Raw genomic sequence first — 24,035 nt, forward strand, 5'->3', positions numbered from 1 at the left:
GCGGGCATGCCCGCCCGACGGTGCGCCACTGCCGGCGGCTGCCGCTTATTTGCGTACTTATTTACGTAACTTCGCAAACGCCGCCGCCATTGCGCCGCCCGCATCCTTGTCGGCGGGCCGTTCCTGGCGCCCATGCTGGGCCACACGCTTGCGGTCTTCGCGGTCGGCGCGCTGCTGCGGTTGCGCGCCCGGCTGCGGCGCCGTATCCGTCAGGCGCATGGTCAGCGCAATGCGTTTACGTTTTGGATCGACTTCCAGCACCTTGACTTTCACCACCTGGCCCGCTTTCACCACCGTGTGCGGATCTTTAACGAAGGTGTTCGACAGCGCCGAGATATGCACCAGGCCATCCTGGTGCACGCCGATGTCGACGAATGCGCCGAACGCCGCCACGTTGGTGACGACGCCTTCGAGGATCATGTCCGGGCGCAGGTCGCTGATCTCCTCGACGCCTTCCTTGAACGTCGCGGTGGTGAACTCGGGGCGCGGGTCGCGGCCCGGCTTTTCCAGCTCTTTCAGGATGTCGGTCACGGTCGGCACGCCGAATTTGTCGTCCGCATACTTGGCCGGATTCAGGCTTTTAATGAGCCCACTGTCGCCGACCACGGCGCGCATGTCGCGCTTGACGTCCGCCAGGATTTTTTGCACGACCGGATACGATTCCGGGTGCACCGCCGAGGCGTCGAGCGGATTCTCGCCACCCATCACGCGCAAGAAACCCGCTGCCTGTTCGAAGGTTTTATCGCCCAGGCGCGGCACGGCTTTCAAGGCCGCGCGCGAGGCGAACGCGCCCTTCATGTCGCGGTAGCTGACGATGCTCTGGGCCACGCTCGACGACAGGCCCGACACGCGCGCCAGCAGCGGCGCCGAGGCCGTGTTCACGTCGACGCCGACCGCGTTCACGCAATCCTCGACCACGGCATCGAGCGAACGCGCCAGCTGGGTTTGCGAGACGTCGTGCTGGTACTGGCCGACACCGATCGACTTCGGATCGATTTTGACCAGTTCCGCCAGTGGATCCTGCAGGCGGCGCGCAATCGACACCGCGCCGCGGATCGACACGTCCAGGTCGGGCAATTCGCGCGAAGCGAATTCGGAAGCCGAATACACCGAGGCGCCCGCTTCCGAGACGACGATCTTCGTCAGTTTCAATTCCGGCCGGGCTTTAATCAAATCCTGCGCCAGCTTGTCGGTCTCGCGCGAGGCAGTGCCGTTGCCGATCGAGATCAGCGACACGTTGTGCTTCGCCGCCAGTTGGCCGAGCACGTGCAGCGAACCGTCCCAGTCATTTCTCGGCTGGTGCGGATAAATGGTGGCGGTGTCGACCACTTTGCCGGTGGCGTCGACCACCGCCACCTTGACGCCGGTGCGCAAGCCCGGATCCAGGCCCATGGTGGCGCGCTGGCCGGCCGGGGCGGCCAGTAACAACGATTTCAGGTTGCGCGCGAAGACGTTGATCGCGTCGAGTTCCGCCTTGTCGCGCAGCGCGCCCATGAGTTCGGTCTCGATGTACATGAAACTTTTCACACGCCAGGTCCAGCGTGCGGTATCGAGCAGCCATTTGTCGGCTGGACGGCCGGCGCCCTTGATGCCGAAACGGGCGGCGATGCGGCTTTCGCACGGATTGTGCGGCGCATCCCATTTCGGCTTTTCCGCTTCGGTGTCGAGGCGCAGCACGACGTCGAGGATGCCTTCGCGGCGTCCGCGCATCAGCGCCAGCGCGCGGTGCGAGGGGACGGTAGCGAGCGTCTCCGAATAGTCGAAATAATCGGCGAATTTCTCTCCCTCGTCCTGCTTGCCGGTGACGACCTTCGATTCGACCACGCCGTGTTCCTGCACGTATTCGCGCAGCGATTGCAGCAGCGTCGCGTCTTCGGCGAAACGCTCCATCAGGATCTGGCGCGCGCCATCGAGCGCCGCTTTGGTGTCCGGCACGCCCGGGTTGTTGACGCCGTCGGCATTGCTGAAGGCTTCGCGCAGATATTTAGCGGCTTCTTCTTCCGGGTTACGCGCCGGATCGGCCAGTAAATCGTCGGCCAGTGGAGACAAACCCGCTTCGACCGCGATCTGCGCCTTGGTACGGCGCTTCTGCTTATACGGCAGGTACAGGTCCTCGAGCCGGGTTTTATCCTCGGCCAGCGCGATCGATTGCAGCAGTTCCGGCGTCATCTTGTTCTGCTCGGTGATCGACGCGATGATGGCGCTTCTCCGGTCTTCCAGCTCGCGCAGGTAGCGCAGGCGCTCTTCCAGCAGGCGCAATTGGATGTCGTCGAGGCCACCAGTGGCTTCCTTGCGGTAACGGGCGATGAAGGGGACGGTGGCGCCCTCGTCGAGCAGGGCGATGGCGGCGGCAACTTGCGCCGGCTTGGCGGCCAGTTCGATGGCGAGGCGTTGTTCGATGGAAGGCAGCATGGGCAAACAATCTGTGGGTCAGGCGGGCAGTGTTACGCAAACGCGCGCGAAGCGCCAGTCTTGACAGTCCCCGCCGAACGTGCGAAACCTGAGCTTCTACGGGTTTCGTTTCGTAAAGATTTCTCGGCAAGGTGCGATTCCGAACAAAACTGAAGTGCCCGTATGAGAGATAATGGTGTTTGTTGTTTTTTTTCATACAGGTTCAAGGACCCAATGCACACAGTTGATTTCCCACGCGAACACGCGAACGATGCCCCGGCACCGCGCGCGACGCCGGCACGCGCGCCCGCATTGCCCGCACCGGTGGCGACCTGGCTGCAACGGGTGGAGGCGGCGGCGCATCCGCAACCGAAGCTGATCGCCGAAGTGGCCGATCCCAAGGCCGTCCAGTACAAGTTCGTCTACGTGATGGCGCCTACCAGCGGCGGGCGTCACGTCGCCATCTGCCTGTGCAAGGCGCGCCTGCGTCCGAACGGTGAAGTGGCCGCCGCCAGTCCCGTGAACGAAGTCTTCTCGCTGTTGTCCGCGCCGCCCGCTTACCTCGAAGGCGAGGACGAAGACCTGGTGCGGTTCTTTATCGCGATGCGCAGCGGCTCCTCGCAAAGCACCAGCGCCACCGAACCGAAGGGGAAAGTGGGCGCCATCCTGCTCGACCTGCTGCTGCGCCAGGGTAAGCTGCTGTGGGCAAACTCGTGGGCGGACATGGCGAATGGCCTGGTCTATCCGCTGCAGGGCGGCCCGACCCGGCAAGCGAACCTGGCCTGGCGCGACGAAGGCCGTGCCGCCAAGCTCGGCTGGTCGGTGGAACCGGCCAATGGCGCCACCCACCCGGGCGCGGACCTGATCGACTACATGCTGCCGACCGATCCGCCGTGGTATATCGACAACCTGTCCTGCGGCCCCCTGAACCTGAACCGCGGCGGCGTCGACATTTCGCTGGCCGAACTGCAAGCGCTGGTGGCGCAAGCCCCGGTCCTGATGGGCAACGATAAAAAGCGCGTCTCGCAACTGTTGCTGGCGCATGGCTTGCAGGAATTGATGCCGCTGCCGCAGCCGCTGACGCAGCGCTTGCGCACCGACGTCAAACCGCAACCCTTCCTGCTGCTCGATTCGGTGGCGCTGGCCGACACCGGCACCCAGCGCTGGCACGATTTCGCCGTGCTGTCCTTCGATTACGACGGCCAGCGCGTTTCCTTCGATCCGTCGCAGCGCGTGGTGCGGCAGATCGGCGACGTCACCGAAATCATCGAGCGCGATGCGGCGGCCGAAGCAGCGGCCCTCGATACCCTGACCGAACTCGGTTTCCGCAAGCCGGCGACCACGCCCTTGTCGGCTGTGGCCGGCGCGGTGCAGCTGGAAAGCCAGGCGCACTGGCTGCGCTTCGCCGAAAACGACCTCGACACCCTGCTCGATGCCGACTGGCACCTGCAAAAATCAACGAAATACCGCTACGACGTGGTGCCGGTCGAAGACTGGTATGCCGAGATCGACGAGCCGGAAGAAGCCGGCAAAGCCTGGTTCGAACTGGAACTGGGCATCGTCGTCAACCGCAAGCGCGTGCCGCTGTTGCCGGTGCTGGTGCAGCTGATCCGCAACGCGCCGACGGATTTCGACCCGGCCGTATTGGCCGCGCATGGCGAAACCGACCAGATGCTGGCTACCCTGCCCGAAGGCTTGCGCGTGGCCCTGCCATGGGCGCGCGTAAAACCGATCCTGGCGACGCTGGGCGAGCTGTATTTCAACGACAAGATCAAGAGCCGCGTGCGCCTGTCGACGCTGGACGCGAGCCGGCTGGAAGAGCTGGCGCGCGGCGTCGAGATGCATTGGTCCGGCGGCGAGCAGTTACGCGAAACCGGCCGTAAACTCAGCCAGTTCGGTTCCGTCAAAAAGGTGGCGGCGCCGGCCGGCCTGCAGGCGACGCTGCGCGACTACCAGCTCGACGGCCTGTCGTGGATGCAGTTCCTGCGCGAATACGACCTGGCCGGCATCCTGGCCGACGACATGGGCCTCGGTAAAACCGTGCAGACGCTGGCGCACATTCTCACCGAAAAGGAAGCCGGCCGCCTGACCAGCCCGGCCCTGGTGATCGCGCCGACCAGCCTGATGACGAACTGGCAGGAAGAAGCCGCGCGCTTCGCTCCAAGTTTAAAGGTGCTGCTGCTGCAGGGCAAAGAACGGGTCGACCTGTTCGACCAGATCGAGCAAGCTGACATCGTGCTCACTACCTATGCCTTGCTGCCGCGCGACGAGGAAAAGCTGCGCGAGCACCATTACCACCTGGTGATCCTGGACGAATCGCACTACATCAAGAACACCCGCTCGAAAGCGGCGCAGACGGCCGGCTCGCTCGACGCGCGCCACCGCCTGTGCCTGACCGGCACGCCCCTGGAAAACCACCTGGGCGAACTCTGGTCGCAATTCCATTTCCTGCTACCGGGCCTGCTGGGCGAAGAAAAGGCGTTCAATACCCAATTCCGCCACCCGATCGAACGCCAGGACGATCCGGTACGGCGCGCCTTGCTGAACCGCCGCATCCGTCCCTTCCTGCTGCGCCGTACGAAAGACAACGTTGCAAAAGAACTGCCGCAGAAAACGGAAATGGTACGCCGCGTCGAATTGACCGGCCCGCAGCGCGACCTGTACGAAACCGTGCGCCTGGCGATGGACAAGAAGGTGCGCGAAGAAATCGACCGCAAGGGCGTAGCGCGCAGCCAGATCGTGATCCTGGAGGCGTTATTGAAACTGCGCCAGGTCTGCTGCGATCCGCGTCTCGTAAAAGCGATGCCGTCGAAAAAGAACACGGCTGCGATTTCCGCCAAATTGACGGACCTGATGCAGATGGTCGACGATTTACTGGAAGAGGGCCGCAAGATCCTGGTGTTCTCGCAGTTCACCAGCATGCTGGCGCTGATCGAAGAAGAACTGGCGGCGCGCGGCATCCGCTACGCGATCCTCACCGGAGAAACGCGCGACCGCTCGGCGCAAGTCGCCGCCTTCCAGCAGGGCGCGGTGCCGATCTTCCTGATCAGCCTCAAGGCGGGCGGCGTCGGCCTGAACCTGACCGCGGCCGATACCGTCATCCACTACGATCCATGGTGGAACCCGGCGGCGGAAAACCAGGCCACCGACCGCGCCTGGCGCATCGGCCAGGACAAGCCGGTATTCGTCTATAAACTGATTGCGAAAGGCACGCTGGAAGAGAAGATCCAGCTGCTGCAGCAAAAGAAATCGGAATTGGCCAACTCGATCCTGGCCGAGGGCGAATCGCAGAAAATGGCGCTCACCCAGGAAGATTTACAGGCGATCTTCGCACCGCTCGACGAACAATAACGGTGTTTGGACGCTCTCCCAGGCCCGCCGCGTGCGGGCCTTTTTTTCGTCCGCGCTCGCCGCTTTTATGCCGCGTGAATAGAATTCGGCAAAATAGCCGTATATTAAAAAATATTTAACAATATTGTAATGACAGCAGTTTTAATTAATCACCAGCGCTGCAACGCTTACCTATACAGAAGGGGTGGCGCGGCGATATACTCCTTTGCGGCTTGCATTCTGGCCCATTGATTTTCCCTATATTTAAAAGGTGTGCTCGATGAACGCCAGCGTCAGCAACGACGGTTCCGGCAGCGCCGCTGTGACGCTGGCGGAGCAATTCCGTGTCATCGCTGAAATCGGCGGCGATATCGCCTTCAGCATCGATTGCGCCAGCGGCCAGCTGCTCTATGTCAGCCCCGCCATCGAACAGCTGGTGGGCTACACCCCCGCCGAAGTCGCGGCTGGTTTGCGGCCTGGAGAAAGCGGTCCGCTGGCGGCCTTGTGCACCGGCTTGCCGGAACGCATGCGGCGCCTGCGCGCCGGCGACCGCAGCCGCCTGCGCCTGGTGCGCGAAGCCGAATTCCAGGGCGCGCACGGCTATCCGGTGCCGGTCGAGATCATCTCGTCGGTACTGTGCGACGCCGCTGGCCGGCCGCAGGCGCTGGTCGGCCTGGTGCGCGACCTGTCGCCGCGGCGCTTGCGCGAAGCCGAACAAAAACGTTTCGCCAGCATGCTGAACCACGAATTTCGCACCCCGCTGTCGACCATCGACGGCGCCATCCAGCGCCTGGAGGCGACTTGCGCCCATGCCGACGAGGCGACGCGTGCGCGCTACCGCAAGATCGCCGTCGCCACCGACCGCCTGATTGCCATGCTCGACGATTACCTGTCGCCCGAGCGCATGGCCGGCATCGGCAGCACCCGCCAGCCGACTTCGCTGGCGCCGCGCGCCTTGCTGGAAGAAGGGCTTGCCCAATTGCGCGCCGCCGGCCGGGTGGCCAGCATCAAGACGCGCGAGCTGCCGCCGACCCTGCGCTGCGAGCCGGAGGGCTTACGCTTGGCGTTAAAAGTGCTGATCGACAATGCCATCGCTTATTCGCCACCGGCGTCGCCGGTCGAGCTGGGCGGGCGCCTGGCGGCCAGCGGTATCGAACTGGCGGTGCGCGACCACGGCCCCGGCGTGGCCCGGGACGAGCAGGCGCATGTGTTCGACAAGTTTTATCGCGGTGCGAACGCGGCCGGCATGCCGGGCAGCGGCCTGGGCCTGTACATGGCGCGCTCGATCGTCGAAGTGCACGGCGGCGTGCTGAGCCTGGTCACACCGCAAGGCGGCGGCGCCGAATTTCGCATCTGGCTGCCGGTTGCCGGCGCCCGCCAGCTTGCGCGTCAGGCAGCCAGCCCGGATAATCCGGCGCCCGTCGGTACAACGGCGCCGGCAATGGCCCTGCCACCATCTGGCAATACTTAATACAACAAGATCGCACACCCATGACGCAGATACTGATTGTGGAAGACAACGGCGACTACGCCGGCGACATGGCCGATTTCCTGCGCGAACTCGAGCATGACGTCACCATCGCCACCTCCGCCGGAGAAATGTGGGCGGCGCTGACGCGCACCCCGGCGGCCGTCGTGGTGCTCGACCTCGGCTTGCCGGACGAAGACGGTTTTACGGTGATCCCGCGCATGCGCCAGCTGTACCCCGAGATTGGTTTATTGGTGCTGACCGGACGCGTCGCATTCGACAACCGCATCCTCGGCCTGCAGCTGGGCGCCGATCATTACCTGACGAAGCCGATCAAATTTCCGGAACTGGCGGCCCACATCGAAGCGCTGGGCCGGCGCGTGCGCCCGAGCGAACCGGCGCCGGCGCCGGTGAAATGGACCTTGCGCGTCAGCGCGCGCCAGCTCGAGCTGATGGGCAAGGTGATCGACCTGACCGAAAAGGAATTTAACTTTTTGCACCTGTTGACGATCAACACCCGCCCGGTACCGCGCGCGACGATCGTCGCCGGCATGGGGGGCGACGATCCGGATGCCAGCCGCCGCGTCGACATGCTGGTGTATCGCCTGCGCAAGAAGACGCGAACGGCGCTGGGCCAGGAGTTGCCGCTGCGTAGCGCGTACGGCGAAGGCTATAGCCTCTCCGCCGGGTTCACGCTCGCATAACGCGCGTTACCATCGGATTGGTGGTGTCCGTAGGGTGGACTCTGTCCACGCGGTGCCACGGTTGTTGGTCGAAACGCGTTTTCAACTGTGAAGGTTCTCGTAGGGTGGGCTCTGCCCACGCGGTACCACGGCTGATGGTCGAAACACGTTTTCGACTGGCATGCGCCGCACCGCGTGGGCCGAGCCCACCCTACAAAAGCGGGACAGAGTAATTGCTGAGAACACAGCTACTGAAATAAATCGGGGACATGGTGCCGCCGCCGCGCTAGAATGGCCGCCTAGCGCTTAACCACCCCCATGCCATGGCCCGCCAACCCCGCCTGATCCTCCCCAAGCACCCGCACCACATCCTCCAGCGCGGCAACGACCGCCAATTGATTTTCCGCGCGCCGGCAGACTACGAACGCTTCCTCGCCTGGCTGGCCGAAGCGGCCCGGTTTTATCGCGTCGCGATCCACGCCTACGCCTTGCTGCCGACCCGCCTGCACCTGCTGGCCACGCCAGAAACGGAAGAAGGCCTGGCGGCGATGATGCAAAAGCTGGGGCGCTTCTACGTGCCCTGGTACAACGGCAAATACGACCGCGCCGGCGGCCTGTTCGAGGGGCGCTTCCGCACCGCCGTGGTCGCGACCGACGCCCACTTCCTGATGTGCTGCCGCTTCATCGAGCTGGCGCCGTTGCGCGAAGGAGAAACGGGCGAAGCGGGCGCGTATGCCTGGTCGAGCTACCGTCACCACGCCGGCATGCATGCCGACCCCGTGATCACCGACCATGCCCGCTTCTGGGAGCTGGGCAATACCCCATTCCAGCGCGAGGCGGCCTACATTGACCTGGTCGGGCAGGGGATCGGCCCGGATGAACTGGCACAGATCGCCGACGCCGTCCAGAAAGGCCAGCCGCTCGGCACCCAGGCTTTCAAGATCGCGCTCGAGCAGCAGACCCAGCGCCGTATCCTGCCGGCCAAGCGCGGCCGTCCATTCAAGACACCGCCAGTTCAAGCCTCGTAATGACGCCAAACCGGCAGCAATTTTCTGCTGCCGAGCCCGCCTTGAATCAAATTTTCGCAACACAATAAAACGAATTTTTGCTCCGATTCGACCTGTCCCCATTTAAGCATCAGCTATCGAAACAGGATTTTAATTCGACTCCGACCCTCATTGTTCTTCTTGCCGTCTTTGTTGCATTGCACTATTCTCGTCCTTTACCCCTGATTACGTTGTGGAGAGTCCCGCATGATTGCCCAAGGTTTATACGATCCCGCCAATGAACACGATGCCTGCGGCGTCGGTTTTATTGCCCACATCAAAGGCAACAAAAGCCATTCCATCATCGATCAGGGGCTGTTGATCCTGAAGAACCTGGATCACCGGGGTGCCGTCGGCGCCGACCCGCTGATGGGCGATGGTGCCGGTATCCTGATCCAGATCCCTGACCAGTATTTCCGCGACGAGATGGCCAGGCAGGGCGTCGAGTTGCCGCCGCCCGGCGAATATGGCGTCGGCATGGTGTTCCTGCCGAAGGAACACGCTTCGCGCATCGCCTGCGAACAGGAAATCGAGCGCGCCGTGCGCATCGAAGGGCAAGTGGTCCTCGGTTGGCGCAATGTGCCGGTCGACGAAGCTATGCCGATGTCGCCTACCGTCAAGGCCAAGGAACCGGTCATTCGCCAGATTTTCATCGGCCGCGGTCCGGACATCATGGTGACCGATGCGCTGGAACGTAAGCTGTACGTGATCCGCAAATCCTCGGGCCACGCGATCCAGGCGCTGAAACTCTTGCACGGCAAGGAATTCTTCGTGCCCTCGATGTCGGCGCGCACCATCGTCTATAAAGGTTTATTACTGGCCGACCAGGTCGGCGTCTACTACAAGGATTTGCAGGATCCGCGCTGCGTTTCCGCGCTCGCGCTGGTGCACCAGCGTTTCTCGACGAATACTTTCCCCGAATGGCCGCTGGCGCACCCGTACCGCCTGATCGCCCACAATGGCGAAATCAATACCGTCAAAGGCAATTTCAACTGGACCCGTGCGCGCGAAGGCATGATGAAGTCGGCCGTGCTGGGCGACGACCTGCATAAACTGTTCCCACTGATTTACGAGGGCCAGTCCGATACCGCCTGCTTCGACAATGCGCTCGAATTGCTGGTCATGGCCGGCTACCCGGTTGCCCAGGCGATGATGATGATGATTCCCGAAGCCTGGGAAAACCATCCGACGATGGACGACAACCGCAAGGCCTTTTATGAATACCACGCGGCGATGATGGAGCCGTGGGACGGCCCGGCCGCAATGGCGTTTACCGATGGCCGCCACATCGGCGGTACCCTCGACCGCAATGGCTTGCGTCCGGCGCGCTATGTCGTCACCGAAGACGACCTGGTGATCATGGCTTCCGAGTCCGGCGTGCTGCCGATTCCGGAATCGCGCATCGTCAAGAAATGGCGCCTGCAGCCCGGCAAGATGTTCCTGATCGACCTGGAAGCCGGCCGCATCATCGACGATAAAGAGTTGAAAGACACCTTCTCGAATGCCAAGCCCTATAAAGCCTGGATCAAGTCGGTGCGCATCAAGCTCAATGAAATCAAGCTGTCCGAATCGCAGCTGGCGCAAAGCCGTCTGAAAGATGCGCCGGCCCAGGGCGAAAAAGCGGCGATCACGCTGCTCGATCGCCAGCAAGCCTTCGGCTATACCCAGGAAGATTTAAAGTTCCTGATGGCGCCGATGGCGGTGCTGGCCGAAGAGGCGACCGGTTCGATGGGCAACGACTCGCCGCTGGCGGTGATGTCGAACAAGCTCAAACCTTTGTACAATTATTTCAAACAATTGTTTGCCCAGGTGACGAACCCGCCGATCGATCCGATCCGCGAAAGCATGGTGATGTCGCTGGTGTCGTTCATCGGTCCCAAGCCGAACCTGCTCGACACGAATAACGTCAATCCGCCGATGCGTTTGGAGGTGTCGCAGCCGGTGCTCGGCTTCGACGACATGGCGCGCCTGCGCAACATCAGCAGCCATACCGGCGGCAAGTTCAAATCGTACGAATTGAACATCTGCTACCCGGTCGCCTGGGGCAAGGAAGGCATCGAAGCCTCGCTGGCCTCGCTCTGCGCGGAAGCGGTCGATGCAGTGAAATCCGGCCACAACATCCTGATCGTGTCGGACCGTGCCGTTTCGGGCGAGACGGTGGCGATTCCGGCATTGCTGGCGACGTCCACCATCCACCAGCACCTGGTGATGCGCGGCCTGCGCGCCTCCGCCGGCCTGGTGGTGGAAACCGGTTCGGCCCGCGAAACCCACCATTTCGCCTTGCTGGCCGGTTACGGCGCCGAAGCCGTGCACCCGTACCTGGCGCTGGAAACCCTGGCCGACCTGGCCCAGCACCTGCCGCACGAAATGGACCCGAGCGCCGCCTGCTACAACTACACCAAGGCGATCGGCAAGGGCCTCATGAAAGTGATGTCGAAGATGGGCATCTCGACCTACATGTCGTACTGCGGCGCGCAGATCTTCGAAGCCGTCGGCCTGAACAAATCGCTGGTCGACAAATACTTCCGCGGCACTTCGTCGACGGTGGAAGGCATCGGCCTGTTCGAAGTCGCGGAGGAAGCGCTGCGCCTGCATAACCTCGCCTTCGGCGCCGACCCGTTGCTGGCGCATGCCCTCGACACCGGCGGCGAATACGCCTTCCGCGTGCGTGGCGAAGACCATATGTGGACGCCGGACGCGATCGCGAAACTGCAGCATTCCACGCGCGCCAACAATTTCAACACCTATAAGGAATATGCCCAACTGATCAACGAACAGGGGCGCCGCCACTTGACGCTGCGCGGCCTGTTCGAGTTCAAGATCGATCCAAGCAAGGCGATCCCGCTGGCCGAAGTCGAGCCTGCCAAAGACATCGTCAAGCGTTTTGCCACCGGCGCCATGTCGCTCGGTTCGATTTCCACCGAAGCGCACGCTACCCTGGCGATCGCCATGAACCGCATTGGCGGCAAGAGCAATACCGGTGAAGGCGGCGAAGATCCACGCCGTTACCTGAACGAGTTCAAGGGCATCAAGATCAGCAAGGGCGAGACGCTGGCGTCGGTGATCGGTGCCGATCGCGTGGCGGTCGACATTCCACTGGAAGACGGCGATTCGCTGCGTTCGAAGATCAAGCAGGTGGCGTCGGGCCGGTTCGGCGTCACCGCCGAATACCTCAGTTCGGCCGACCAGATCCAGATCAAGATGGCGCAGGGCGCAAAACCGGGTGAAGGTGGTCAGCTGCCGGGTCACAAGGTGTCGGAATACATTGCCTCGCTGCGCTTCTCGGTGCCGGGTGTCGGCCTGATTTCGCCGCCGCCGCACCACGACATCTATTCAATCGAAGACCTGGCCCAGCTGATCCACGACCTGAAGAATGCCAATCCAAACGCTTCGATCTCGGTGAAACTGGTGTCGGAAGTCGGCATCGGCACCGTCGCCGCCGGCGTCTCGAAAGCGAAAGCGGACCACGTGGTGGTCGCCGGCCACGACGGCGGCACCGGCGCCTCGCCGCTATCGTCTGTCAAACATGCGGGCACGCCATGGGAGTTGGGCCTGGCCGAGACCCAGCAGACGCTGGTGCTCAACGGCTTGCGCAGCCGCATCCGCGTGCAGGCCGACGGTCAGATGAAGACCGGGCGCGACGTCGTGATCGCCGCCATGCTCGGCGCCGACGAGATCGGTTTTGCCACGGCGCCGCTGGTGGTCGAAGGTTGCATCATGATGAGAAAATGCCACCTGAACACCTGTCCGGTCGGTGTGGCCACGCAGGATCCGGTGCTGCGCGCCAAGTTCCAGGGTAAGCCGGAACACGTGGTGAATTACTTCTTCTTCGTCGCCGAAGAAGCGCGGCAATTGATGGCGCAGCTCGGCATCCGCACGTATGACGAACTGATCGGCCGCGCCGATTTGCTGGACAAATCGAAGGCGATCACGCACTGGAAGGCGCAGGGCCTGGACTTCTCGAACATTTTCTATCAGCCGAAGACCGACGCCCCGCGCAACCTGTTCCATACCGATGCCCAAGACCACGGCCTCGACCGCGCGCTCGACCATAAATTGATCACGCAAGCCAAAGCGGCGCTGGAAAAGGGAGAACGCGTTTCCTTTATTTCGCCGGTGCGCAACGTGAATCGCACGGTCGGCACCATGCTGTCGGGCGAAGTCGCCAAGCGTTACGGCCATGCCGGCTTGCCGGACGACACTATCCACATCCAGCTGCAAGGCACGGCCGGGCAATCGGCGGCCGCCTTCCTGGCTGCCGGCATCACGCTCGATTTGGTGGGTGAAGGCAACGACTACGTCGGCAAGGGGCTGTCGGGCGGCCGCGTGATCGTGCGTCCGAACACGGAATTCCGCGGCTGGGCGGTGGACAACATCATCGTCGGCAATACCGTGCTGTACGGCGCGATTTCCGGAGAGGCCTTCTTCAATGGCGTGGCCGGCGAACGCTTCGCGGTGCGCAACTCAGGCGCAACCACGGTGGTGGAAGGCTGCGGCGACCATGGCTGCGAATACATGACCGGCGGCACGGTCGTGGTGCTGGGCGAAACCGGACGCAATTTCGCGGCCGGCATGTCGGGCGGCGTGGCGTATGTCTACGATCCGAAGGACGAGTTCGCCGCGCGCTGCAATACGACCATGGTCAACCTGGAACGCGTGGTCTCGACCAAGGAGCAGGGCGACGTGTCCGGCTGGCACAGCCAGAGCCGCGACACCGAGCGCGAGTCGGACGAAACCATCCTGCGCCGCCTGATCGAACGCCACTTCAAATATACCGGCAGCACCCGCGCCCGTAATTTGCTGGACGACTGGGCCAACAGCCGCGGCAAGTTCGTCAAAGTCTTCCCGACCGACTACAAGCGCGCGCTGGAAGAAATGCACAACAGCAGCATGGAAGAAGCGAACGACAAGATCGAGCTCGCGGCGTAAGCATCATGGGCTGCTCGCAACGACCAATGGCATGCGAGCAGACCCGTAAGGTGGGCAGATCCTCCGCCCACGCGTTCAACGAACTGTCGCGCAGCCGCGCTGTGTAAAGAAACGACCGGTGTCAGTCACCGACAAGCAAAGGATAAAAACGTGGGCAAAATCACCGGCTTCATGGAATTTCAACGCCAGGAAGAAAATCACCTGGAACCCGCCGCGCGCGTCAAGAACTACAAGGAATTCGTCGTCACCCTGACCGACGGCCAAGCGAAAGTGCAGGGCGCGCGCTGCATGGATTGCGGCATCCCGTTCTGTAACACGGGCTGCCCGGTGAACAACCAGATCCCCGACTGGAACGACCTGGTGTATCACAACAATTACCGCGCAGCGATCGACAACCTGCACTCGACCAACAACTTCCCGGAAGTGACCGGCCGCATCTGCCCGGCGCCCTGCGAATCGGCCTGTACGCTCGGCATCAACGACGAGCCGGTCGGCATCAAGTCGATCGAGCGCAAAATCGCCGACACCGCCTTCGAGCACGGCTATGTGGTGCCGCAGCCGGCCCTGGTCAAAACCGGCAAGAAGGTGGCGGTGGTCGGCTCCGGCCCCGCCGGCCTGGCCGCGGCCCAGCAGCTGGCACGCGCCGGTCACGCCGTGACGGTGTTCGAAAAGAGTGACCGCATCGGTGGCCTGCTGCGCTATGGCATCCCCGACTTCAAGATGGAAAAGGGGTTAATCGACCGTCGCGTCGAGCAGATGCAGGCCGAGGGCGTGACTTTCCGCACCAGCGTGTTGATCGGCAAGGATTTCCCGGCCACGGTCAGCAACATGGCGCGCGACACGATCTTCCCGGAAGACCTGCAAGCCGAATTCGACGCCGTCGTCATGGCCGGCGGCGCCGAGCAGCCGCGCGATTTGCCGGTGCCGGGGCGCGAACTGAAAGGCGTGCATTTCGCGATGGATTTCCTGCCCCAGCAAAACCGCGTGAATGCTGGCGATAAATTGAAAGACCAGATCAAGGCGACCGGCAAGCACGTGGTCGTGATCGGCGGCGGCGATACCGGTTCCGACTGCGTCGGCACCTCGAACCGCCACGGCGCCACCACGGTGACCCAGTTCGAACTGATGCCAATGCCGCCGGAACAGGAAAACAAGCCGCTGGTCTGGCCTTACTGGCCGACCAAGCTGCGCACTTCGTCCTCGCACGAGGAAGGCTGCGAGCGCGATTTTGCTGTCGCCACTAAACGTTTCGAAGGCAAGAACGGCAAACTGGAAAAGCTGGTTGCCTGCCGCGTCGAGTGGAAGGACGGCAAGATGGTCGAAGTGGCGGACAGCGAATTCGAAATGAAGGCCGATCTCGTGTTCCTGGCCATGGGATTCGTGTCGCCAGTGCAGCAGGTGCTGGATGCGTTCGGCGTGGTCAAGGATGCGCGCGGCAATGCGCGCGCTACCACCGAGGGCGAGACTTGCTACCAGACCTCGGTACCGAAAGTGTTCGTGGCAGGCGACATGCGCCGCGGCCAGTCGCTGGTGGTGTGGGCGATTCGCGAAGGGCGGCAGTGCGCGCGTTCGGTGGATGAGTTCCTGATGGGCGCGTCAGTCCTGCCACGGTAGGGTGGGCACTTGTGCCCACGCGGTAAAGCGCCTCTCTGGTCGAAAATATTTTTCGACCTGCAAGCAGTGCACCGCGTGGGCTCGAGAGCGGAGCGCCGCCCGGCCCACCCTACAAAACCGGAACTCTTGCTGCTAGTGAGAAATGTTAATAAGCATCAACAAATGACAATGTTGCCTTATATGCATATATCAACAAAAACAATGACTTGCGGAATGAAATAGCTGACTCTTCGGTTATTAGTGTTGTAGCCATACGTCGGAAGCGGGAGTGAAACGGGGCTGTCCCAAGCAGAGCTTGCCGTTTCTGCACTACAATACGAGATTCCCAAATCCGACTATCCCCCTGTGTCTAACCTTGTAGAAATACGTGATCTCGAGTTCGCTTATGGCGATCGCAAGATCCTGTCGAACCTGCGCATGGATTTCCCGCGTGGCAAGCTCATTGCCGTGATGGGTGGTTCCGGTTGCGGCAAGACCACGGTCCTGCGCCTGATCGGCGGCCAGATCCGTCCACAGCGCGGCGCGGTCCGGGTTGGCGGCGAAGTCGTGCACGAGTTGCGCACCGAGGGGCTGTATCGCCTGCGTCGGCGCATGGGCATGCTGTTCCAGTTCGGCGCGCTGTTCACGGATCTCACCATTTTCGACAACGTTGCCTTCCCGCTGCGCGAGCATACCGACTTGCCGGAAGAGCTGATTCGCGACCTGGTGCTGATGAAACTGAACGCTGTCGGCCTGCGCAATGCCTCCAAACTGAAGCCGGGCGAGATTTCCGGCGGCATGGCGCGCCGCGTCGCCGTCGCGCGCGCGATCGCACTCGACCCGGAACTGATCATGTACGACGAACCCTTCGCCGGCCTCGATCCGATCTCGATGGGTCTCACTGCGAACCTGATCCGCAACCTGAACGACGCGCTCGGGTCGACGTCGATCCTCGTTTCGCACGACGTCAACGAAACCTTTGCCATCGCCGATTACGTGTATTTCATGTCGGCTGGCAAGATCGTTGCCGAAGGTACGCCGGCCGAGCTGCGCGTGTCCAAAGACCCGTACGTGAAACAGTTCGTGAATGCCGAGCCGGACGGTCCGGTGCCCTTCCATTATCCAGGCAAGTCGCTGGCCGACGACCTGGGCCTGGGAGTGAAACGATGATCCTGCGTTTCTTTGAAAGCGCCGGCACCACCGTGCGCGAATCGATCGAAAGCCTCGGCTTTGCCACGCGCGCGTTTTTCAATTTGCTGCGTTTTTCGCCGGGTGCCTGGCGCCGTCCCAGCCTGATTTCCGAGCAGATTCATTTTATTGGTAACTATTCGCTCGTCATCACGATCGTTTCCGGCCTGTTCGTCGGTTTGGTGCTGGGCTTGCAGTTCTACGTGAACCTGATCCAGTTCGGCGCCGAGGAAAAGCTCGGTTCGCTCACCGCCCTCTCTCTGATCCGCGAACTGGGCCCGGTCGTCACCGCCTTGCTGTTCGCTGGCCGTGCCGGTACCTCGCTCACCGCCGAGATCGGCCTGATGAAAGCCGGAGAGCAATTGTCGGCCATGGAAATGATGGCCGTGAATCCGGTGCAGCGCGTGCTGGCGCCGCGTTTCTGGGGTGGCGTGATTGCCATGCCGGTGCTGGCCGCCGTGTTTTCCGCCGTCGGTATCATCGGCAGCTACCTGGTCGCCGTCAAAATGCTGAGCCTGGACGAAGGCGCCTTCTGGTCGCAAATGCAGGCCGGTGTCGACGTCAACCGCGATGTCGTCAGCAGCGTGATTAAAAGTTTCGTGTTCGGCATCGCGGTGACGTTTACCGCCGTGTTCCAGGGCTACCACGTAAAACCGACCCCGGCCGACGTGGCGCGCGCCACCACGCGCACGGTCGTCATCGCCTCGCTGCTGGTCCTTGGACTGGATTTCGTGATGACCGCCCTGATGTTTACGCAATAAATAAATTAATCATCAATAAATCGTTTCGTTTGGCCGCGCACAGACGGCCGAGCTACTAGGAATTACTATGCACCGTAAAATCATCGATGTCTGGGTTGGATTGTTTGTCCTGCTGGGCGCTGCCGCCGTGTTGTTCCTGGCGCTGCAGGCAGGGAACATGAGCTCGCTTTCGTTCGCCGAGACCTATACGGTCGTCGGCAAGTTCGACAACATTGGTGGATTGAAGCCACAGGCGCCGGTCAAGAGCGCCGGTGTCGTGGTCGGCCGGGTTGGCGACATTACATTCGACGATAAAACCTTCCAGGCGATGGTCAGCTTGAACCTGGATCCGAACTACAAGTTTCCGAAAGATTCGTCGCTCAAGATTTTGACCGCGGGTCTGCTGGGCGAGCAATACATTGGCATCGAACCGGGTGGCGAGACGAAAAACCTCGTCGACGGCGATCGAATCAACCGTACGCAATCGGCCACCGTGCTGGAAGACCTGATCAATCAGTTCATCTACAGCAAGGCCGCCGAAGGAAAGGAAGGCAGCGAATGAACAGCAATAAAATGAAAGCCCTGCCGCGTTGGTCCAGCCTGGCACTGGCGGCTGCCGCCTGCGCCGTCCTGGCTGGCTGTGCCACCCCGAGCAATCCGCAAGATCCGCTGGAAAAAATCAACCGTGCGACCTTCGCGTTCAACGACACGGTCGACCGCGTGGCCCTGAAACCTGCCGCGACTGCCTATAAAAACGTGTTGCCGGGCTTCGTGCAAACGGGCGTCGGTAATTTCTTCGGCAATTTGTCGGATGCCTGGAGCTCGGTGAATAACCTGCTGCAAGGTAAAGGAGAAGCGGGCGCGACCGATTTCATGCGCGTCGCGCTGAATTCGACCTTCGGCATTCTCGGCGTGCTGGATATCGCGTCGGAAGCCGGCCTGCAGAAACACAACGAAGATTTCGGCCAGACGCTGGGATATTGGGGTGTTCCTTCCGGTCCCTTCTTGATGTTGCCATTGTTGGGCCCATCTACGGTACGTGACACCGCTGCATTGCCGGCCGACTGGTGGGCCGATGCCTGGACCACCGTGACGCCAGTCAGCACCCGCAACGTCGGTATCGGCGTGCGTGCCGTCGACCAGCGCGCATCCTTGCTGGAAGCATCGAACCTGTTCGAGGAAGCCGCGCTCGACCGTTACGATTTCATCCGTGACGGCTTCATGCAACGCCGCCAGAGCCAGGTGCGCGATGGCGAATCCGAGCGTGCGAGCGATGCATCCGACGACCAGGGGGCAGAGGCGCCGAAATCGAACACGCAAGTGGTGCCGGAGCCAGCCAGCCCGGCGACCCCGGCGCCCGACGTGCAGCGGAAGTAATGTTTAGTAGGGGGCCGGCGCGACGCTTGACGCGGCGCGCGGCCCGACCTCCCGCAACCGACAGAAAAGAGAGCATATGAAACCAATCGCCCAACTCATCGCCACCGCCGCAACCGTCGTCTTTGCCACCAGCGTCATCGCCGCACCAGCCCGGGCCGCCAACGAGGCACCGGACGTGCTGGTCAAACGCATCAGCGCCGACGTCATCGACACCGTGAAAGCCGACAAGGACATCCAGGCCGGCAACCGCAACAAGATCATGGAACTGGTGAACTCCAAGATCCTGCCGTACGTCGACGCCGACAAGATGACGGCCCAGGCAGCGGGCCGCTTCTGGCGCACAGCCACCCCGGAACAGCAAAAGCGCCTGTCGGAAGAATTCCGCACGCTGCTGGTCTACACGTATTCGGGCGCGCTGTCGCAGATCAAGAACGAAACCATCGAATTCAAGCCGATGCGTTCGCAGCCGACCGACACCGACGTCGAGGTGCGTTCGCAGGTGAACGTTTCGCGCGGCGAGCCGATCACCCTGAACTACCGCCTGGCCAAGGGCGACCAAGGCTGGAAGATCTACGACATCAACGTGCTGGGCGCGTGGCTGGTCGAGACGTATAAAGGTACCTTTGCCGCCGAGATCAACAAGTCCGGCATCGATGGCTTGATCACCAAGCTGGCTGACCGTAACAAGCAACTGGCCAGTAAGCCATTGAAGGCGCCCAAGTAAACATGGCCGAAGCAAATCCGATGCTGTCGCTCGACGCCCTGACCTTCGAGACCGCGCAAGCGGCCCTGGAGCAGGGTGTCGCCGCGATCCAGGCCGGCGAGACCGTCTTCGACCTGGGCGGCGTGCGCGCCGCCGATTCGTCCGGCGTGGCCCTGCTGCTGGCCTGGCAACGCCGCGCCCGCGACGCGGGGCAAAAGCTGACCTTTATTAATGTGCCGGGCAATATCGATGCCTTGACGCAGTTGTATGGGCTCGAGGACGTGCTGGCCCGCAGTTAAGCTTGTAGGGCGGGCATGCCCGCCAATGCCTGTGCGTGCCTGCGGCGTTTTCCCCATGGAACGCGGCGTATCTCTTCACCGCCGCCGATGACGCGACGTTCCTGGCGGGCATGCCCGCCCTACGAAAATCGTGGTGCACCGTAGGGCGGGCATGCCCGCCGATCCTTGTACGTGCCCGCGGCGAATTTCCATGGAACGCGCCGTATTCCTTCCACCGCCGCCGATGATGCGACGTTCGCGGCGGGCATGCCCGCCCTACGGAAACTTCCCCTCCTGAATGCCGCCAGGCTCTTGTATTTGCGATTTCCCCTATAATGGGTCGTTTCCCCGCCCGGATTGCGCACGCCTGTGTCGCAGCCACTCCAAAGAACAATGACAGCGATCCAGATTAACAGCGTCGAGAAGAGCTACAAGGGTTTCAAAGCCTTGAAAGGCGTTTCCCTGACGATCGAACAGGGCGAGTTCTTCGGCTTGCTTGGGCCGAATGGCGCCGGCAAGACCACCCTGATTTCCACCATTGCCGGCCTGATCCGGCCCGATGTCGGCAGCGTGCAAATCCACGGCCACGACGTCGTCACCGATTTCCGCGAAGCGAGACGAAAACTTGGCGTGGTACCGCAGGAACTGGTATTCGACCCGTTCTTCACCGTGCGCGAGACGCTGCGCTTGCAGTCGGGTTACTTCGGCATCAAGAACAACGACAAGTGGATCGACGAGGTCATGGAAAACCTCGACCTCACCAACAAGGCCGACGTCAACATGCGCGCCCTGTCGGGCGGCATGAAGCGGCGCGTGCTCGTCGCCCAGGCGCTGGTGCACAAACCGCCGGTCATCGTGCTGGATGAGCCGACCGCCGGCGTCGACGTCGAGTTGCGCCAGACGCTGTGGAAATTCATTTCTCGCCTGAACCGCGAAGGCGGGCACACGGTCGTGCTGACCACCCATTATCTGGAAGAAGCACAAGCGATGTGCCAGCGCGTGGCGATGCTCAAATCCGGGCAAGTCGTCGCCCTCGACACGATGAGCGCGCTGCTGCGCCGGGTGTCGGGTTCGCAACTGATCGTGCACCTGAAAAGCGGCGCCTTGCCGGCCGACCTGCGCCACCTGGTGTCGCACGACGAGCATGGGAATGGCACAGGTAACAAATACATCCTGCGCGTGAACGATTATTCGGAAGTCGAGCCGATCCTGTCGCGCCTGCGCGAGAGCGGAGCGGTGATCGACGAGATGCAGCTGCAGCAAGCCGATCTCGAAGATATTTTTATCCAGATTATGGAAAAGGGCGCCCTGTGAGCTTTGTTTCGGTAGGTTTCCGCACCCTGTTCTACAAAGAGATGCTGCGCTTCTGGAAAGTGGCGACGCAGACGATTGCCGCGCCGATCCTGACGGCCATGCTCTACCTGCTGATCTTCGGCCACGTGCTCGAAGGCAGGGTGGAAGTCTATCCAGGGGTGTCGTATACCGCCTTCCTGGTGCCGGGCCTGGTGATGATGAGCGTGCTGCAAAATGCCTTCGCCAATTCGTCTTCCTCGCTGATCCAGTCGAAAATCACCGGCAACCTGGTATTCATTTTGCTGCCGCCGCTGTCGCACTGGGAAATCCTGCTGGCTTATGTGTCGGCATCGGTCGTGCGCGGCCTGGCGGTCGGCGCCGGCGTGTTCGCGATTACCGCCTGGTTTGCGCACCTGAGTTTCGCCGCGCCGCTGTGGATCATCGTGTTCGCCGTCATGGGCGCGGCCATTCTCGGCACGCTCGGCGTGATCGCCGGTATCTGGGCCGATAAGTTCGACCAGCTGGCCGCGTTCCAGAACTTCCTGATCATGCCGGCCACGTTCCTGGCCGGGGTGTTCTATTCGATCCACTCGCTGCCAGGCTTCTGGCAGGCGGTCTCGCATTTCAACCCGTTCTTTTATATGATTGACGGGTTCCGCCACGGCTTCTTCGGCCAGTCCGATATCTCGCCGTGGACCAGCCTTGCCATCGTATGCGCCTTCTTCGCGGTGCTCGCGGCAGTGGCGATCAACCTGCTGCGCGGCGGGTATAAGTTACGCCACTGAGTCCGCCACTGAACCGTATAACATTTATCCAGGAATTATCGTGTCGACCACTCCAGAACTGATTCACAGCTACATCGAAAACGGCCTGCAATGCACCCATTTGCAGGTCGAAGGCGATGGACGTCACTTCTCGGCCCTGATCGTCTCGCCTGCCTTTGCCGGCAAGCGCCCGATCCAGCGCCACCAGCTGGTGTATGCGGCGCTGGGCGACCGCATGCGCGAAGAAATCCACGCGCTGTCGATGAAGACGCTGACGCCCGAAGAATACGGAGGCTAAATGGACAAGCTTCAAATTGTCGGCGGCAAGCGCCTGAACGGCGAGATCGCGGTCTCCGGCGCCAAGAACGCGGCGCTGCCGATCCTGTGCGCCGGCCTGCTGACGTCCGGCGACGTCGAACTGTCGAACGTGCCGCGCCTGCACGACGTCAAGACGATCCTGAAACTGCTGGCGCAGACCGGCCTCACCGTGACCCAGGACGACGAGAACGTCACCCTGAACGGCGCGAATATCACCAGCCTGGAAGCGCCGTATGAACTGGTGAAAACCATGCGCGCCTCGATCCTGGTGCTGGGCCCGCTGCTGGCGCGCTTCGGCGAAGCCAAGGTCTCCTTGCCGGGCGGCTGCGCGATCGGTTCGCGTCCGGTCGACCAGCACATCAAGGGTCTACGGGCGATGGGCGCCGAGATCACGATCGAAGGCGGCTACATCTACGCCAAGGCCAAAAAATTAAAAGGCGCGCGCATTCTGACCGACATGATCACGGTCACCGGCACCGAGAACTTGCTGATGGCCGCGACCCTGGCCGAAGGCGAGACCATTCTCGAAAACGCCGCGCGCGAGCCGGAAGTGACGGACCTGGCGAATCTGCTGGTCGCCATGGGCGCCCGGATCGAAGGCATCGGCACCGACCGCCTGGTGATCCAGGGCGTGGCCGAACTGCATGGCGCCAAACACGCCGTGATTTCCGACCGCATCGAAGCGGCTACTTTTCTCTGCGCGGTGGCGGCCACCGGCGGCGACATCGTGCTGACCAACACCCGCACCGATATTTTCGATGTCGCGCTCGACAAGCTGCGCGAAGTCGGTCTGCAGATGGACGTGGGCACGGATACCATCCGCGCGCGCATGGACAGCCGCCCGCACCCTGTGTCGTTCCGCACCACCGAATACCCGGGCTTCCCGACCGACATGCAGGCCCAGTTCATGGCGGTGAACACCATCGCCGCCGGCCCGAGCCGTGTGACCGAGACGATTTTCGAGAACCGCTTCATGCACGTGCAAGAGATGAATCGCCTCGGCGCCGCCATCTTCACCGAAGGGAATACCGCCCTGATCAAGGGGGTCGAGCGCCTGGTGGGCGCCGAGGTGATGGCGACCGACCTGCGCGCTTCGGCGTCGCTGGTGATCGCCGCGATGGCGGCCGAGGGTACCACCCTGATCGACCGCATCTATCACCTTGACCGCGGCTACGACCGCATGGAAGTGAAACTGTCGCGCGTCGGCGCCGACATCGTGCGCATCAAGTAATCGAAATAGTCAAACCCATGAGCATCGCAACACAATCGACGGACCAGGGCTTGATCCTGGCGCTGTCCAAAGGCCGGATTTTCGAGGACACGCTGCCGCTGCTGGCAGCGGCCGGCATCACCGTCACCGAGAATCCGGAAACGTCCCGCAAACTGATCCTGGCGACCAACGACCCGGCCGTGCGCGTACTGATCGTGCGCGCCAGCGACGTGCCGACCTATGTGCAGTACGGCGCCGCCGACTTCGGCGTGGCCGGCAAGGACGTGCTGATGGAGCACGGCGGCGAGGGTTTATACCAACCGGTCGACCTGAACATCGCCTGCTGCCGCATGTCGGTGGCGGTGAACGCCGGCTTCGACTACGAGACCGCGGTGCGCCAGGGCGCGCGCCTGCGCGTGGCGACCAAGTTCGTCGACACCGCGCGCCAGCACTTCGCGAACAAAGGCGTGCACGTCGACCTCATTAAACTGTACGGCTCGATGGAACTGGCGCCCTTGGTCGGGCTGTCGGACGCCATCGTCGACGTGGTCTCGACCGGCAATACGCTGCGCGCGAACAACCTGGTCGAAGTCGAGAAGATCATGGAGATCTCCTCGCGCCTGGTCGTCAACCAGGCGGCACTGAAACTGAAACGCGCGCGCCTGCAACCCATCATCGAAGCGTTCGAGCGCGCTTCCAAACAATCACTGCAACAAGGCTGAAC

General features: G+C 62.2%; 18 protein-coding genes. 17 read left to right on the top strand and 1 reads right to left on the bottom strand.

The genetic code is table 11. The annotated features are described in order from the left end of the window. Positions 1-57: 57 nt before the first annotated feature. Positions 58-2,412: a Tex family protein gene (locus IFT60_RS21800; RefSeq protein WP_192055656.1), complete on the bottom strand. Its 2,355-nt coding sequence runs from the start codon at positions 2,410-2,412 to the stop codon at positions 58-60. A 213-nt stretch (positions 2,413-2,625) separates the two neighbouring features. Here IFT60_RS21800 and IFT60_RS21805 point away from each other — a divergent pair, with 213 nt between their 5' ends. From IFT60_RS21805 to hisG, 17 genes are all read left to right on the top strand, one after another. Further along, positions 2,626-5,742 (top strand): DEAD/DEAH box helicase, encoded by a 3,117-nt coding sequence (locus tag IFT60_RS21805; protein ID WP_192055658.1) that lies wholly within the window; start codon positions 2,626-2,628, stop codon positions 5,740-5,742. A 259-nt stretch (positions 5,743-6,001) separates the two neighbouring features. Beyond that, entirely contained in the window at positions 6,002-7,192 is a 1,191-nt protein-coding gene (locus IFT60_RS21810; RefSeq protein ID WP_192055660.1) for a PAS domain-containing sensor histidine kinase, read from the top strand. 20 nt (positions 7,193-7,212) lie between these two features. Further along, positions 7,213-7,893: a response regulator transcription factor gene (locus tag IFT60_RS21815; RefSeq protein WP_192055663.1), complete on the top strand. Its 681-nt coding sequence runs from the start codon at positions 7,213-7,215 to the stop codon at positions 7,891-7,893. Positions 7,894-8,195: 302 nt separating this feature from the next. Further along, entirely contained in the window at positions 8,196-8,900 is a 705-nt protein-coding gene (locus IFT60_RS21820; RefSeq protein ID WP_192055666.1) for a transposase, read from the top strand. A gap of 225 nt (positions 8,901-9,125) precedes the next feature. Continuing rightward, positions 9,126-13,847: a glutamate synthase-related protein gene (locus IFT60_RS21825; RefSeq protein ID WP_192055668.1), complete on the top strand. Its 4,722-nt coding sequence runs from the start codon at positions 9,126-9,128 to the stop codon at positions 13,845-13,847. A gap of 150 nt (positions 13,848-13,997) precedes the next feature. Further along, positions 13,998-15,461 carry a glutamate synthase subunit beta gene (gene gltD / locus IFT60_RS21830; protein WP_192055670.1) on the top strand — a complete coding sequence of 488 codons (1,464 nt, stop codon included), beginning with the start codon at positions 13,998-14,000 and terminating at the stop codon, positions 15,459-15,461. A gap of 345 nt (positions 15,462-15,806) precedes the next feature. After that, positions 15,807-16,610, top strand: a complete 804-nt coding sequence (locus IFT60_RS21835; protein ID WP_192055672.1) for an ABC transporter ATP-binding protein — start codon at positions 15,807-15,809, stop codon at positions 16,608-16,610. Further along, positions 16,607-17,389 carry a lipid asymmetry maintenance ABC transporter permease subunit MlaE gene (gene mlaE, locus IFT60_RS21840; RefSeq protein WP_192055674.1) on the top strand — a complete coding sequence of 261 codons (783 nt, stop codon included), beginning with the start codon at positions 16,607-16,609 and terminating at the stop codon, positions 17,387-17,389. Before IFT60_RS21835 ends, mlaE begins: the two co-directional genes overlap by 4 nt. Positions 17,390-17,456: 67 nt before the next feature. Continuing rightward, positions 17,457-17,930, top strand: coding sequence for an outer membrane lipid asymmetry maintenance protein MlaD (mlaD, locus tag IFT60_RS21845; RefSeq protein WP_192055677.1), 474 nt, complete (start codon positions 17,457-17,459; stop codon positions 17,928-17,930). Then, positions 17,927-18,745 (top strand): MlaA family lipoprotein, encoded by an 819-nt coding sequence (locus tag IFT60_RS21850; RefSeq protein ID WP_192055679.1) that lies wholly within the window; start codon positions 17,927-17,929, stop codon positions 18,743-18,745. Before mlaD ends, IFT60_RS21850 begins: the two co-directional genes overlap by 4 nt. Before the next feature lie 76 nt (positions 18,746-18,821). Continuing rightward, complete coding sequence (locus IFT60_RS21855) at positions 18,822-19,469, top strand: MlaC/ttg2D family ABC transporter substrate-binding protein (RefSeq protein WP_192055681.1); 648 nt, start codon at positions 18,822-18,824, stop codon at positions 19,467-19,469. Positions 19,470-19,471: 2 nt separating this feature from the next. Next, positions 19,472-19,747, top strand: a complete 276-nt coding sequence (locus tag IFT60_RS21860) for an STAS domain-containing protein (RefSeq protein WP_192055684.1) — start codon at positions 19,472-19,474, stop codon at positions 19,745-19,747. Positions 19,748-20,119: 372 nt separating this feature from the next. Continuing rightward, the gene (locus IFT60_RS21865; RefSeq protein WP_192055686.1) at positions 20,120-21,040 is read left to right on the top strand and encodes an ABC transporter ATP-binding protein; all 921 of its coding nucleotides are present in this window, start codon (positions 20,120-20,122) and stop codon (positions 21,038-21,040) included. Then, entirely contained in the window at positions 21,037-21,804 is a 768-nt protein-coding gene (locus tag IFT60_RS21870; RefSeq protein WP_192055688.1) for an ABC transporter permease, read from the top strand. The genes IFT60_RS21865 and IFT60_RS21870 overlap by 4 nt, the downstream gene beginning before the upstream one ends. 40 nt (positions 21,805-21,844) lie before the next feature. After that, entirely contained in the window at positions 21,845-22,081 is a 237-nt protein-coding gene (locus IFT60_RS21875) for a BolA family protein (RefSeq protein WP_056341013.1), read from the top strand. After that, entirely contained in the window at positions 22,082-23,332 is a 1,251-nt protein-coding gene (murA, locus tag IFT60_RS21880; RefSeq protein ID WP_192055691.1) for a UDP-N-acetylglucosamine 1-carboxyvinyltransferase, read from the top strand. It begins immediately after the preceding gene. A 17-nt stretch (positions 23,333-23,349) separates the two neighbouring features. Then, complete coding sequence (hisG, locus tag IFT60_RS21885; protein ID WP_192055693.1) at positions 23,350-24,033, top strand: ATP phosphoribosyltransferase; 684 nt, start codon at positions 23,350-23,352, stop codon at positions 24,031-24,033. Positions 24,034-24,035 lie beyond the last annotated feature (2 nt).

Source organism: Massilia sp. CFBP 13721, assembly GCF_014842025.1.
GTDB lineage: Bacteria > Pseudomonadota > Gammaproteobacteria > Burkholderiales > Burkholderiaceae_D > Telluria.

Coding starts and splice junctions, on each gene's coding strand:
- IFT60_RS21850 (WP_192055679.1), top strand. CDS start 17,927: ATGAACAGCAATAAAATGAAAGCCCTGCCGCGTTGGTCCAGCCTGGCA.
- mlaD (WP_192055677.1), top strand. CDS start 17,457: ATGCACCGTAAAATCATCGATGTCTGGGTTGGATTGTTTGTCCTGCTG.
- IFT60_RS21865 (WP_192055686.1), top strand. CDS start 20,120: ATGACAGCGATCCAGATTAACAGCGTCGAGAAGAGCTACAAGGGTTTC.
- murA (WP_192055691.1), top strand. CDS start 22,082: ATGGACAAGCTTCAAATTGTCGGCGGCAAGCGCCTGAACGGCGAGATC.
- mlaE (WP_192055674.1), top strand. CDS start 16,607: ATGATCCTGCGTTTCTTTGAAAGCGCCGGCACCACCGTGCGCGAATCG.
- IFT60_RS21855 (WP_192055681.1), top strand. CDS start 18,822: ATGAAACCAATCGCCCAACTCATCGCCACCGCCGCAACCGTCGTCTTT.
- hisG (WP_192055693.1), top strand. CDS start 23,350: ATGAGCATCGCAACACAATCGACGGACCAGGGCTTGATCCTGGCGCTG.
- IFT60_RS21800 (WP_192055656.1), bottom strand. CDS start 2,412: ATGCTGCCTTCCATCGAACAACGCCTCGCCATCGAACTGGCCGCCAAG.
- IFT60_RS21860 (WP_192055684.1), top strand. CDS start 19,472: ATGGCCGAAGCAAATCCGATGCTGTCGCTCGACGCCCTGACCTTCGAG.
- IFT60_RS21810 (WP_192055660.1), top strand. CDS start 6,002: ATGAACGCCAGCGTCAGCAACGACGGTTCCGGCAGCGCCGCTGTGACG.
- IFT60_RS21815 (WP_192055663.1), top strand. CDS start 7,213: ATGACGCAGATACTGATTGTGGAAGACAACGGCGACTACGCCGGCGAC.
- IFT60_RS21820 (WP_192055666.1), top strand. CDS start 8,196: ATGGCCCGCCAACCCCGCCTGATCCTCCCCAAGCACCCGCACCACATC.
- IFT60_RS21825 (WP_192055668.1), top strand. CDS start 9,126: ATGATTGCCCAAGGTTTATACGATCCCGCCAATGAACACGATGCCTGC.
- IFT60_RS21805 (WP_192055658.1), top strand. CDS start 2,626: ATGCACACAGTTGATTTCCCACGCGAACACGCGAACGATGCCCCGGCA.